Source organism: Halobellus sp. (assembly GCF_042218505.1).
GTDB lineage: Archaea > Halobacteriota > Halobacteria > Halobacteriales > Haloferacaceae > Haloquadratum.
In genome coordinates, this window is record NZ_JBDGQZ010000019.1 from 18747 (window position 1) to 30748 (window position 12002).

A 12002-nucleotide genomic window follows, 5' to 3' on the forward strand; every position below is an offset into this window, starting at 1 on the left:
ACCCGTCGCTCACTCGATCGCTCGACTGCGTGCGATCGGCTGTGTAATCAGTTGCAAACGCTAATATAAATCCCGTTCCCGGTGTAGAGCATAAATGGAAGTTCTGGATGCTGGTCACGGACGGATTCGAGAAAGTCGATCCCGTTCTGCCGAAGCATCTCGTAATCGGAGACGATACATCGAAGTGGGCGCCGGCGAGGCGACTGCGGCCTTCATTCGGACTCGCGGCCGTTTCGACGGCCAACCGCCCGGTATCGTGTTCGAGGAGTTCGGCCGCCAGTTCTGCAGCGTGTGACCCATCGTCCACGTGGAGAACGTGAATCGATTCTTGAGTGGAACGCACAATTGGCTACAGCATAGGAATAAGCGACTAAAAGGTCATAATACGTCGTTGAATGCCATATATAACCCACTAGACGGGAGAAAATGGTCGCCGGGTTCGTTGCTGCCAGCGGTGGAATAGAGTGCAGTTCAGTATAGGCGGCGAATGGACACCAGTTATATCAGGCCATCTACCAGTATCCCACCAGGCTATGAACGTCCGGAACGTACGGAGTATCGACGATGTCAGAAACCCCGACGACCGGCGATGCTGCACCGACTTTCCAGGCGACACTCGCGGACGGCGACGTTTCGGCGTTCGACCTCGGCGACTCGCTCGGTGACGGTCCCGTCGTGCTCGCCTTTTTTCCCGGCGCGTTCACGCCGCCGTGTACGAACGAGATGGTCGCGCTCGAAGAACACTCGGACGACTTCGAGGCCGCGGGCGCGACGGTGTACGGCGTGAGCGCGGATTCGGCGTTCTCACAGAACGCGTTCCGCGAGGAGCACGGAATCGAATTCGGCCTCCTCAGTGATATGGGACGTGCGGCGATCAGTGCCTACGGCCTCGAGATCGATATCGAGGACCTCGGCCTACTGGGCGTGGCCAACCGGGCGGTGTTCGTCGTCGACGAGGAGGGTGTCGTGCAGCACGACTGGGTCGCCGAAGACCCGACGAACGAACCTGACTACGAGGAACTGCTCTCAGTAGTCGAATCAGTCTGAGACGGCCTGTTGGAGCCGTTACAGGTCTTCGCTCACTGAATCGGCCGCAGTCGTGTGGTCAGGTGGGCAATCAGTCGCAATTGCGACAGTAGCCGAACAAAAGCGACTTTTTTGCAGCGAGCGAACTGCGGGTATGTCCTCGCCCTCAGCCCTCCAACGGACGGTTCGACGATGTACGGCTGTCGTCGTGATCGCAATCGGCGTCGCGGCCGGGAGTGTCGGCAGTTCGAGACCCCTCGGCCCGCTGGTGTTATCCACCGTTGCGGCGATTTTTCTGCTCGCAAGCCTCGTCTATACTCCCACCTGGGACGTCGCCGACGAGTGAGCATCGACCCCTCCGGGGCCAAAGAAATCTACTTGCTCGCCGCCTTCGTCCCGAACGTATGAGCGAAGAAGCAGTTCGGGCAGCGCTCCCCGAACTCGACGCGATCGAAGACGAGGACCTCCGCGCGGGCGTCATCGAGGCGTGGACCACGGCGATTGCCGAGAACGAGATCGACGATCTGCGGTCAGTGCCGTGGCTGCCACCGACGCAGCGCGACCTCTCGATCCCGGACGAGTATCTGATCGACCACGTTCGTGACGTGGCCGCGGGGGCGATTTCGTTCGTCGCGGCGCTTCTGGACCGTCGCGGTGCGGTGCTCGACATCGACACCGACGTGCTCATCGCGGGCGCACTCGTTCACGACGTGAGCAAACTGGCCGAGTTTTCGGGAATGGAAAGCACCGAGGTACACGACCTGCTCGGGCATCCGTATTACGGGGTCCACCTCGTCGCGCAGGTCGATCTGCCGATCGAACTGGCACATATCGTCCTCTCGCACACGAGTCGAACGAACGTCGAACCCGCCACCATCGAAGCCGAGATGATCAGACGTATCGACGAGGTGGCCGCTGCGGCGATCCGATGGCGGTCGACTGACGATCTACGGACCGTCTGAAGCCGGCGAAAACGTCGGGGAATTTGTGGAGCGTCTGAATTGGACGGAAACGCACGAAACGTTCCGTGGCGGCGTCCAGTCCTGTTCCGTGACGACGTTCAGTTCTGCTTCGCGCCGGGATTCGTCACCGCGCCGTTGGCTGCGGTATCAAAGTCGTTGCCGTACTTCGCCAGCACGCCAGACGCGTACTGCGGTTCTGCGGGTTCCCAGTCCTCGCGCCGTGCGTCGAGTTCCTCGTCGGAAACGTCGACGGAGAGCTCTCGTTCGGGAATATCGACGGTGATCTCGTCGCCGTCTTCGATGAGTCCGATCGCCCCGCCGACGGCGGCCTCCGGCGCGATGTGACCGACCATCGGGCCGCGTGTCGCCCCGGAGAAGCGACCGTCAGTCAGGAGAGCAACGTCGTCCTCGTGTCCCTGGCCGACGACGGCCGCGGTGACGCCGAGCATTTCGCGCATCCCCGGACCCCCTTGCGGACCTTCGTTGCGGATGACGATGACGTCGCCCGACTCGATGTGCCCCTGCTGGACGTACTCCATTGCGTCCTCCTCGCTCTCGAAAATACGAGCGGGACCCTGGTGGTGGAACTTGTCGTCACCAGTGACTTTCAGCACCGCCCCGTCCGGCGCGAGGTTGCCCGTGAGGATCTTGATCGCCCCTTCCTCCTGGTAGGGGTCGTCGACGGAGTAGATGAACTCGCCCTCGATCTCGTCGTCGTCGGGCAGCTTCAGTTCCTCGAGTTCCTCAGCAATCGTTCGTCCGGTGACCGTCATCGCGTCGCCGTGGAAGAGCCCGGCATCGAGGAGTCGGCGGATCACGAGGGGGACGCCGCCTTCTTCGTGAAGATCGTTCATCGTCTTCGTCCCGCCAGGCTGGAGGTTCGCGATCTTGGGCGTCCGACGAGAGATCTCGTCAAATTCTCCGATCGAGAGGTCGATGCCAGCCTCGGCGGCGAGCGCAAGCAGATGCAGGACGGCGTTGGTCGAACCGCCGATGGCGACTTGGAGTGCAATAGCGTTCTCGAAGGACTTCTTTGAGAGGACGTCGGAGGGTCGAATGTCGTTCGCGACAGCGCTGAGGACTGCTTCACCGGAGCGACGAGCGACCTCGTACCGTTCCGATGACTCGGCCGGCGCGTCTGCGGTGCCTAGCGGAGCCATCCCGAGCGCTTCCGAGATCGAGGCCATCGTGTTGGCGGTGAACATCCCGCCGCAGGAACCCGCACCGGGACAAGCGTGTCGTTCGAGGTCGTCGAGTTCCTCGGCACTCATTTCGCCCTCGGCGTAGGTCCCAACCCCCTCGAAGACGTTTTGGATGGTGACGTCGCGGCCGTCGTGTTCGCCGGGCATAATCGAGCCGCCGTAGAGGAAGACCGACGGCAGGTCGGTCCGGATCGAGGCCATCATCATTCCGGGCAAGTTCTTGTCGCATCCTGCGACGGTGACGAGCGCGTCCATCCGCTCGCCGAACGCGACGAGTTCGACGGAGTCGGCGATGACCTCACGGGAGATAAGCGAGGCCTTCATTCCCTCGGTGCCCATCGAGATGGCGTCCGAGATCGTGATCGTCCCGAACTCGATCGGCATCCCACCGGCGTCTTCGACGCCCTCGACGGCCGCGTCTGCGACGTCGTCGAGGTGGACGTTACACGGGGTGATGTCGGCCGCGGGATTCGCGACGCCGACCATCGGGGAGGAGAGGTCGTCGTCGTCGAAGCCCATCGCACGGAACATCGCCCGATGGGGCGCTTTATCGGGGCCCTCCGTCACGTCGGTGCTGGGGAGGTCGGGATCTTTCCCGCTGGAGAACGGCTCCTCGTCGCCGTCCTCCCGTTCCTGTGGTTCCTGCTTGCTCATATACGGCAGGTAGTCGCAGTGGCATTAAAAGGCCACGCATAGCCTGTGGGGCTGTGGCGTGAAGATGCCGTTACAATCATACCGCTCGTAGACGCATTAATATATGACCGCATACCCAGAATGGTCCAGCACAACGCATCAAGAACAGATTACGAGACGAGTCAGCAGTTGATGGATCTTCTCCGGTACACGGCGGAGTCACTAAGCCTCGGGTTCGATCGGTGGGAAGAGCAGCACGTGTCCGGACCTAGTCTCTACTTCCTCGTGGTTGCTGACGTCGACGTGAGCGATTACACCGACCCGCTTGGGGCGAACAAGTGGCCAGTGAACCGCTGTCGCGTCATCTCTGAGTCGGCGGAGGCCTTCGTTGAAGCAGCGAGAGACGTGGCGTTCACCTGTGACGGTGCGATTGTCATCGCGGCCGACGGGACGATCCAAGAGCAGATGGTCCGCGTCCGGAGCCCCAGTCACGAGTCGATGAACGGGATCGATATGGAGTACGCCGATTGGATGGGAACGAAACATATGAGCGCGCTCGAGGCTTCGACCCGCGAAGAAGTCCTCTGGTCGGTGACCCTGAGCGAGGAGAACGGTCGCGTCAGTTCGTTCTTGAATGGGACATATCAGGACTACCCTCGCGACGATATCGGCGGGCGATGGCGACCATAGCCGCCGCGACCGGGTGCAGAGTACACCTGTGTTGACTGGTTGACTCCGAGGCCGATGTCCTCCGTTCCGGCGCCTCAGACGGACGTGAACCGAGACCCGACAGTTGTGAAGACGGTCTCCGTCAGTGCTCGTGTCGCGTCGCCAATCCCGCGAGATGGGGGGCTTCCGGGACGATGATCGCCTCGCTGCCGAGTCGGGCGGCGTTCTCGCTGCCCGGGAGACAGAAGACGGGAACGCCCTGCGTAATCCCCGCTGTGGCGCGTGTCCCGACGATGCGCGTCCCAATTTCAGACTCTGAGCGGCGGCGGAACAGTTCGCCGAATCCGGGAAGCGGCTTGGCGAAGCGGTCGCTTACAGCCTCGACGGTCACGTCGTCTGGCGTGACGCCCGTTCCGCCGGTGGTCACCACGATATCGACGTCGTCGCGGCCGACGAGGCGGTCAACAGTCGTTTGGATCACGCCGTAGTCGTCGGGGACGACCTCGCGGGCGGAGACGTCGTGATTCTCGCTCTCGAAGGCCGCCGCAATCGCATCACCGGCCGGGTCCGCTTCTAACGTCCTCGAAGAGGAGACCGTGACTACTGCGGCCTGCAGCGACCCAACGTCGTGGGCGTGATGACCGTGGTCGTGGTCGTCGTGGTCGCCGTGTCCGTGGCTATCGTGGCTGTGATCGTCGTCGCCATCGTGCTTGTGTTGCCCGTGGTCGTTGTCGCCACTGTCGTGGCCGTGGTCATCGTGGCCGTGTTGATCGTCTGCGGCGTGGCCGTGGCCGCTGTCGTCGTGACTGTGACAACTCTCGGGACTGTGAGACGCAGCCGCGTCGTCGCGAGTCATACCCAGCCATTCACCTTCGACGGACAAAGGTTCACAGCATTCGGCAGAGCCGGCAGCGCTGAACGAGACGCGACAACCGTCACTCGTCGTTGAGAGGGTGTGAGAACGTCAGCAGCGACGTCGGAATCCAGAGAATCCGAAAAATCAGTTGTCGCCGGCCTTCGACTGCCACTCGTAGTCGCGACGCTTCGCGGATTTCCCGAATCCGCACGAGGAACAGACCTTCTTCTTGATATGGTAGGACTTCTCACCGCATCGACGGCACTTGACGTGCGTCGTCTTGTTCTTCTTGCCTTGACTAGGGGTGCCTGCGCCCGTCATACTTGTATTGTCACGACGTTGTCGCCGCGTATAATCGTTGTGTCTTCGACCGCTGTGACCTCCAGTTCGGCCCGGAGAGTCTCGTCGACGTCCCTCGCCGGTTCGAGGACAGCGTTCATATGCTGGTCGTACCCGGCAAGCGTGCCGTAGTACGCAGTGCCGTCTTTCAATGTGATCGTGACGACATCTTCGAGCGCGGCTTCGAGAACGTCGAGTGGTCGACCGCTCATATCTCAAGCGCCTCCCGTTTCGGTATTAAATGTGCCGGACCAGCCCCGAGAGTGGCGGATTCGGCGACGCTCTCAGTTCCGAATGTGGCTGCCACCGAAGCGTTCACGAGGCAAACCCCGTCATATTGCTGCCGCGTGCGACACCTGCAGATCGGTGCTCCGGCTCAGAAAGGAGTCCAACCCGGTTAGTTTTTAGTACCCGGCCGAGAACGCTTCTGTACCAAGACTCCCGCGGGTAAGTGTCCGCGCAGTTCGGGCACGCGGGACCGACGACCGACGTGCTGCAAGACGCCGGGGCCGATCGGTCCCGAATCCGGCCCACAACGGGCTAGCGGACTCGACGGGACGTTTACGTGAGCACCCTCGCCATATCGTGAGCGCGGCTGGAGAGCCGTACTCACCCGGTGGCTTTCGATGCTCGGATTCGACTATGGAAATAGAAATTGCAACAATCGGCGGTTACGAAGAAGTCGGTCGGCAGATGACGGCCGTTCGCGCGGGCGATGACGTCGTCATCTTCGATATGGGCCTGAACCTCAGTCAGGTCCTCATCCACGACAACGTGGAGACCGAAAAGATGCACAGTCTCGACTTGATCGATATGGGCGCTATCCCGGACGACCGGGTGATGTCCGATCTCGAGGGCGACGTGCAGGCTATCGTGCCGACGCACGGTCATCTCGACCACATCGGCGCAATCTCGAAACTCGCACACCGTTACAACGCCCCGGTGGTGTCCGCGCCGTTCACGATCGAGTTGGTGAAACAGCAGATCGAGAGCGAAAGCAAGTTCAGCGGGAACTTCAACAACGACCTGGTGAAGATGGAAGCCGGCGAGACGATGTCGATCGGCGACTCCGGCCAGGTCGAACTCGAGTTCGTCCACGTGACACACTCGATCATCGACGCGATCAACCCCGTCATTCACACGCCCGAGGGCTCGATCGTCTACGGCCTCGACAAGCGGATGGATCACTCGCCGGTCATCGAGGACCCGATCGATATGAAGCGGTTCCGCGAGATCGGTCGTGAGGGCAACGGTGTCCTCTGTTACATCGAGGACTGTACCAATGCGGGTCGGAAAGGCCGGACGCCCTCGGAGTCTCACGCGCGGAACCATCTCGAAGATACCATCCACTCAATCGAAGATTACGACGGCGGGATCGTCGCAACGACGTTCTCCTCACACGTCTCGCGGGTCTCCTCGATTGTCGAGTTCGCCAAGGACATCGGTCGTCAGCCGGTGCTCTTGGGTCGATCGATGGAGAAGTACTCCGGGACTGCAGAGCGACTCGGCTTTGTCGACTTCCCCGACGACGTCGGGATGTACGGGCATCGCAAGTCCGTCGACCGGACGTTCAAGCGGATTATGAAAGAGGGCAAAGAGAACTACCTGCCGATCGTCACGGGCCATCAAGGCGAGCCACGTGCGATGCTCACCCGGATGGGTCGCGGCGAGACGCCGTACGAAATTGAGGACGGCGACAAAGTCATCTTTTCCGCACGGGTCATCCCGGAACCGACGAACGAAGGCCAGCGCTACCAGTCCGAGCGCCTCCTGAAGATGCAGGGCGCGCGCATCTACGACGATGTTCACGTGTCCGGGCACCTCCGCGAGGAAGGCCACTACCAGATGCTCGACGCGCTTCAGCCCCAGCACGTCATTCCCGCCCACCAGAATCTCGAAGGGTTCGCGCCGTACGTCGATCTCGCGGAGTCGCAGGGGTACGCGATGGGACGCGACCTGCACGTCACGCGGAACGGGAATATGATCCAACTGGTGGAGTGATATGAACTCGGAAGCGACGGAAGAACGGGTACTCGAAGCGGTCGCAGAGCGACGCGAACTCGTCAACGAGGCGCTCGATGACGACGTCCCGATGAAGTCGCCCGAGCGGCTCTACAAAGCGACACGCTACTTGTTGAAGGCCGGCGGAAAGCGCCTTCGACCGACGGTCTCGCTGTTGATTGCGGAGGCGCTGGCCGACGTCGAACCGCTGACCATCGACTACCACGCGTTCCCCGCGCTCGACGGGACAGAGATCGACGTGATGTCGGCCGCGACCAGCATCGAGGTCATCCAGTCGTTCACGCTCATTCACGACGACATAATGGACGACGACGATCTCCGTCGTGGCGTCCCCGCGGTCCACAGAGAGTACGACACAGAGACGGCGATTCTCGCCGGCGACACGCTGTACGCGAAGGCGTTCGAGTTGCTCTCGGAGACGGGGGCCGCCCCCGAGAACGGCCTCGAGGCCGTCCGACGGCTGGCGACGACGTGTACGCAGATCTGTGAAGGGCAGGCGCTCGACGTGGAGTTCGAGCGCCGGACCGAAGTCCTGCCGGAGGAGTACCTCGAGATGATCGAACTCAAGACGGCCGTGCTCTACGGCGCAGCGGCGGCGACGGCGGCGACCCTGATGGGTGCCGACGACAGGACCGTCGAGGCGCTGTATCGCTACGGCATCGACTCCGGGCGAGCGTTCCAGATCCAGGACGACGTTCTCGACCTGACCGTATCCTCGGAGACGCTCGGGAAACAGCGTGGCTCTGATCTCGTGGAGAACAAAGAGACGCTGATCACGCTCCACGCGCGACAGCACGGAGTAGATGTCGACGATCTCGTCGCCGCTGCCGACGTGGAGACAGTCTCAGAGGCCGAGGTCGAGGCAGCGGTCTCCCGACTCGAGGAGTCGGGATCGATCGCCTACGCCGAGGAGAAGGCCGAAGAACTCACCGCAAACGCAAAGCGACACCTCGACGTGCTGCCGGACAACGAAGCGCGAGACCTCCTCGGAGACATCGCGGACTACCTGATCACTCGCGGCTACTGAAGCGGCCGCGTCGCCGCGACGCTCTGATATTCGATACACAACTCGAGAGCGTGTCGGGCAGTTCGTCGAACGTTTCGACGGTCAGGTCCGGCTCTCCGGCCGCGTCGTCCCAGGGACTACCTTTCGGGTCGGCCACTCACATTGCATTCTGGCGTGTTGCGCGCCAAGGACATCGAACCACGCGGCCGTCACGTGCGCAACCTCCCGAATTGGCGTCCCCATTCGGGCCGCCGCGTGTCGGTAGAGTTCGGCGCTCGGTTTGAGCGTCCGGACCTCGTCGGCGCTGATCGTATCGGCGATCAGATCCCCGATGTCGGCGTGCTCGACCATCGAAGCGAGCATCTCGAGGGTTCCGTTGGAGACGACGTAGCAGTGGTGCCCGCCTCGCGGAGTCGCTCGGTCCCCCGGCGGACGTCGTCGAACACGTCCAACTCGTGGGACACCGCCAGGATCTCGTCGCGTTCCTCAGTCGAGACATCAGCGCCGTGCGCGTCGAGCGCGTACTGGAGTGCGTCCCGGTTTATTTCGTAGAAGGGTTGGTAGGCGTCGGTCTGGTTGGCGACGAACGTGTGCGCCAGTGAACGCGAGCGCCGGCGCTTCGAGATCGGTTCGGGGTTGGCGACCCGGTCGGCGGGCGCGGATTCGGCCGCGTCGACATCGACGAGGGTGCTGTACGAGTCGAAGGTACCCGTCGTGACCCGGTCTGCGTCGAACACGGCGGCCGGACGGTCGCCGGGAACAAAATCCCTCGTTTGATTACCGGGGAGAACCCACCGACGCGTAATGGACGAGGATCTACGCGAACGCGTCGAGCGCGAGGCCGAGAAGCACGCGCTCTTGAACGCGGTGAAGTACGAGAGCGACGCCGACGTCGGAGCCGTGATGGGCCCGCTGATGGGCGAGAACCCCGACTTTCGCCCGCACGGCGACGAGATTCCCGGAATCATTGGCAGCGTGGTCGCTCAGGTCAACGACCTCTCGACGGAAGAGAAGCGGGACCGACTGGAGACGCTCGCACCCGAGGAACTGGCGGCGATTGAAGCCGAAGACGAGGGCGACGAGCACGACCTGCCGGACCTCCCGAACGTCGACGACGACGAGGTGCGGATGCGGGCTGCGCCGAACCCGAACGGTCCCTGGCACATCGGACACGCCCGGATGCCGGCGGTCATCGGCCGGTACAAGAAGCGCTACGATGGATCGTTCGTCGTCCGCTTCGACGACACCGACCCGGAGACGAAGCGACCGGATCTGGACGCCTACGACGCCATCCTCGAAGACATCGACTACCTCGGGTTCGAGCCCGACGATGTCATCCTCGCGTCCGACCGCTTGGAGACCTACTACGAGCACGCCCGGAATCTGATCGACGCCGGCGGCGCGTACACCTGTTCGTGTTCGGGTGAGACGTTCTCCAAACTGAAGAACGACGGGGAGGCCTGCCCACACCGTAAAAAGGACCGGGAGACGACCCGCGATGAGTTCGCGTCGATGGTCGAGGGCGAGTACGATGCGGGCGAGATGGTCCTCCGCGTCCGAACGGATATCGAGCATAAGAACCCCGCGCTGCGCGACTGGGTCGCCTTCCGGATGATCGACACGCCGCACCCACGCAATGCGGCCGCAGAGTACCGATGCTGGCCGATGCTCGACTTTCAGTCCGGCGTCGACGACCACCTCACGGGCGTCACCCACATCATCCGTGGAATCGACCTGCAGGACTCCGCGAAACGCCAGCGGTTCGTCTACGACTACTTCGACTGGGCGTACCCCGAGGTGATCCACTGGGGCCACGTCCAGGTCGACGCCTACGACGTGCAACTCTCGACCTCGACCCTGAAAGAACGGATCGACGCTGGCGAACTCGACGGGTGGGACGACCCGCGCGCGCCAACGCTGAAAAGTCTGCGACGTCGCGGGATTCGCGGCGAGGCCGTCGTCGAAGCGCTGGCCGCGCTCGGTACTTCGACCTCGAACGTTGACCTCTCGATGAGTGCTGTCTACGCCGAGAACAGAGACCTCGTCGACGACGAGGCAGAGCGCTACTTCCTGGTCCGGGACGGCCAATCGTTCGCGGTTGAGGGTGGACCTGACGCCGGCCAGCCCCCGTTGCATCCGGATCACGAGTCCCGCGGCGAGCGGACCATCCCTGCGGCCGACGGCGTCGTCATCGAACCGGCAGACGTGCCTGCGGAGGGCGACCCCGTCTGGCTGAAGGGATATGCGTGCGTCCGGCGCGAGAGCGACAGTCTCGTCGCGACGGGCGACGACATCGACGTAGTTCGGGAGGGTAGCGTCGACGTGATCCACTGGGCGCCGGCGACAGACAACGTCGCCGTTCGGTTGCGGACGCCGGACGGCGACGTCTCGGGCGTCGCAGAACCGGACTTCCGCTCGACCGAGGAGGGCAACGTCGTCCAGTTCGAGCGGATCGGATTCGCGCGCGTCGACGACCACGGAGACGAAGAGTCTGTCGCGTACTGGTCGCATCCGTAGCGGGTCCTCGACCCGCGCGCTGGGAGAGAAGTCAGCATCGGGGGCAGGGCCGCCGGCTGTTTCAGACTGAATCCATCGCACCGGTAGTTAATCCGGCTAAAACGTCGATAATTCGGGCGTAAAACCGGGGCAAGCCTGGTTCAGGGAGTCACCCGTTTAGGTGGGTTCACCGCCCGTCTCTGAGTGCAGAGCAATGAAACGAATCACACTGCTTGCCGCTGCGCTCGCAGCACTCATCGTTGTGACTGGCGCTGCGGCCGCGACACCTGGGAGCACAGGCGCGGCAGACAGCGGAACGGCCGCTCAGGCGGACACCGGTGCGGCCGACGGTGCCGACTCGGCCGGGCCGCCGGACGACCTCCCCGGTCCGGTTCCGGATTTCGTCTCGGAGATCCACGGGCTGATTCAGCAGTTCGTCGACGGCACGTTGGATAGCCTCGGGCCGAGCGTGAGCGACGCGGGCGGGGAAGACGCTGGTACGTCGACCGCGACGCCTACGGCGTAATAGTTCGAACCGATATCACTATTTGAACCACGCACGAGAGCGGAACACATCCGACCCGCTCCGGCTCTACAGCGGAATGCCGATCCGCGGGGACCGGGGTCGGGCACGCGACTGCACACTATGGAAGGAAAATTCATTATCGTCATCGCACTGCTGATCGCTGTCGGCGGCGGCGTCGCCGTCGTCGGCGGAGACCTACTGCCGGGTGGAGAGGGAGCGAACGCGGACCCGTTCCCGACCCAAACGGCGACGCCGACGCCGACCA

General features: G+C 62.9%; 12 protein-coding genes and 1 pseudogene. 8 read left to right on the forward strand and 5 right to left on the reverse strand.

From position 1 onward, the window contains the following. Positions 1–564: 564 nt before the first annotated feature. The 3 genes from ABEI27_RS06490 to ABEI27_RS06500 all read left to right on the forward strand — a co-directional run bounded on the left by ABEI27_RS06490 (position 565) and on the right by ABEI27_RS06500 (position 1988). Complete coding sequence (locus ABEI27_RS06490; RefSeq protein WP_375798595.1) at positions 565–1047, forward strand: redoxin domain-containing protein; 483 nt, start codon at positions 565–567, stop codon at positions 1045–1047. 133 nt (positions 1048–1180) lie between these two features. Beyond that, on the forward strand, positions 1181–1372 hold the full coding sequence (locus tag ABEI27_RS06495) for a hypothetical protein (RefSeq protein WP_375798596.1): 192 nt from the start codon (positions 1181–1183) through the stop codon (positions 1370–1372). Positions 1373–1430: 58 nt separating this feature from the next. Beyond that, on the forward strand, positions 1431–1988 hold the full coding sequence (locus ABEI27_RS06500; RefSeq protein WP_375798597.1) for an HD domain-containing protein: 558 nt from the start codon (positions 1431–1433) through the stop codon (positions 1986–1988). Positions 1989–2086: 98 nt separating this feature from the next. Here the strand turns inward: ABEI27_RS06500 and ilvD are convergent, their stop codons facing one another. Further along, entirely contained in the window at positions 2087–3844 is a 1758-nt protein-coding gene (ilvD, locus tag ABEI27_RS06505; RefSeq protein WP_375798598.1) for a dihydroxy-acid dehydratase, read from the reverse strand. Positions 3845–4015: 171 nt separating this feature from the next. On the opposite strand from ilvD, the gene ABEI27_RS06510 reads away from it, so the two are divergent. Continuing rightward, entirely contained in the window at positions 4016–4513 is a 498-nt protein-coding gene (locus ABEI27_RS06510) for a hypothetical protein (RefSeq protein ID WP_375798599.1), read from the forward strand. A 121-nt stretch (positions 4514–4634) separates the two neighbouring features. Here the strand turns inward: ABEI27_RS06510 and ABEI27_RS06515 are convergent, their stop codons facing one another. From ABEI27_RS06515 to ABEI27_RS06525, 3 genes are all read right to left on the reverse strand, one after another. Next, complete coding sequence (locus ABEI27_RS06515; protein WP_375798600.1) at positions 4635–5348, reverse strand: molybdenum cofactor biosynthesis protein B; 714 nt, start codon at positions 5346–5348, stop codon at positions 4635–4637. A 144-nt stretch (positions 5349–5492) separates the two neighbouring features. After that, on the reverse strand, positions 5493–5669 hold the full coding sequence (locus ABEI27_RS06520; RefSeq protein ID WP_375798601.1) for a 50S ribosomal protein L37e: 177 nt from the start codon (positions 5667–5669) through the stop codon (positions 5493–5495). After that, positions 5666–5899: an LSM domain-containing protein gene (locus ABEI27_RS06525; RefSeq protein ID WP_375798602.1), complete on the reverse strand. Its 234-nt coding sequence runs from the start codon at positions 5897–5899 to the stop codon at positions 5666–5668. Before ABEI27_RS06525 ends, ABEI27_RS06520 begins: the two co-directional genes overlap by 4 nt. 430 nt (positions 5900–6329) lie before the next feature. On the opposite strand from ABEI27_RS06525, the gene ABEI27_RS06530 reads away from it, so the two are divergent. Both ABEI27_RS06530 and idsA3 read left to right on the forward strand, forming a co-directional pair. Further along, on the forward strand, positions 6330–7688 hold the full coding sequence (locus ABEI27_RS06530) for an RNase J family beta-CASP ribonuclease (protein ID WP_375798603.1): 1359 nt from the start codon (positions 6330–6332) through the stop codon (positions 7686–7688). A gap of 1 nt (position 7689) precedes the next feature. After that, positions 7690–8736, forward strand: a complete 1047-nt coding sequence (gene idsA3, locus ABEI27_RS06535; RefSeq protein ID WP_375798604.1) for a geranylfarnesyl diphosphate synthase — start codon at positions 7690–7692, stop codon at positions 8734–8736. On the opposite strand, the pseudogene ABEI27_RS06540 reads toward idsA3, so the two are convergent. Next, positions 8720–9452 (reverse strand): annotated as a pseudogene (locus tag ABEI27_RS06540) (HAD-IA family hydrolase). The gene idsA3 and the pseudogene ABEI27_RS06540 sit on opposite strands and share 17 nt — an antisense overlap. A 67-nt stretch (positions 9453–9519) precedes the next feature. Between ABEI27_RS06540 and ABEI27_RS06545 the strand changes: the two are divergent. After that, on the forward strand, positions 9520–11232 hold the full coding sequence (locus ABEI27_RS06545; RefSeq protein WP_375798605.1) for a glutamate--tRNA ligase: 1713 nt from the start codon (positions 9520–9522) through the stop codon (positions 11230–11232). Between the two features lie 193 nt (positions 11233–11425). After that, positions 11426–11737 (forward strand): hypothetical protein, encoded by a 312-nt coding sequence (locus ABEI27_RS06550; RefSeq protein ID WP_375798606.1) that lies wholly within the window; start codon positions 11426–11428, stop codon positions 11735–11737. Positions 11738–12002 lie beyond the last annotated feature (265 nt).

Excerpts from the sequence above, each read along its gene's own strand:
- ABEI27_RS06525 (WP_375798602.1), bottom strand. The coding sequence starts at position 5,899 with ATGAGCGGTCGACCACTCGACGTTCTCGAAGCCGCGCTCGAAGATGTC.
- idsA3 (WP_375798604.1), top strand. The coding sequence starts at position 7,690 with ATGAACTCGGAAGCGACGGAAGAACGGGTACTCGAAGCGGTCGCAGAG.
- ABEI27_RS06520 (WP_375798601.1), bottom strand. The coding sequence starts at position 5,669 with ATGACGGGCGCAGGCACCCCTAGTCAAGGCAAGAAGAACAAGACGACG.
- ABEI27_RS06530 (WP_375798603.1), top strand. The coding sequence starts at position 6,330 with ATGGAAATAGAAATTGCAACAATCGGCGGTTACGAAGAAGTCGGTCGG.
- ABEI27_RS06545 (WP_375798605.1), top strand. The coding sequence starts at position 9,520 with ATGGACGAGGATCTACGCGAACGCGTCGAGCGCGAGGCCGAGAAGCAC.
- ABEI27_RS06515 (WP_375798600.1), bottom strand. The coding sequence starts at position 5,348 with ATGACTCGCGACGACGCGGCTGCGTCTCACAGTCCCGAGAGTTGTCAC.
- ABEI27_RS06495 (WP_375798596.1), top strand. The coding sequence starts at position 1,181 with ATGTCCTCGCCCTCAGCCCTCCAACGGACGGTTCGACGATGTACGGCT.
- ilvD (WP_375798598.1), bottom strand. The coding sequence starts at position 3,844 with ATGAGCAAGCAGGAACCACAGGAACGGGAGGACGGCGACGAGGAGCCG.
- ABEI27_RS06500 (WP_375798597.1), top strand. The coding sequence starts at position 1,431 with ATGAGCGAAGAAGCAGTTCGGGCAGCGCTCCCCGAACTCGACGCGATC.
- ABEI27_RS06490 (WP_375798595.1), top strand. The coding sequence starts at position 565 with ATGTCAGAAACCCCGACGACCGGCGATGCTGCACCGACTTTCCAGGCG.
- ABEI27_RS06550 (WP_375798606.1), top strand. The coding sequence starts at position 11,426 with ATGAAACGAATCACACTGCTTGCCGCTGCGCTCGCAGCACTCATCGTT.
- ABEI27_RS06510 (WP_375798599.1), top strand. The coding sequence starts at position 4,016 with ATGGATCTTCTCCGGTACACGGCGGAGTCACTAAGCCTCGGGTTCGAT.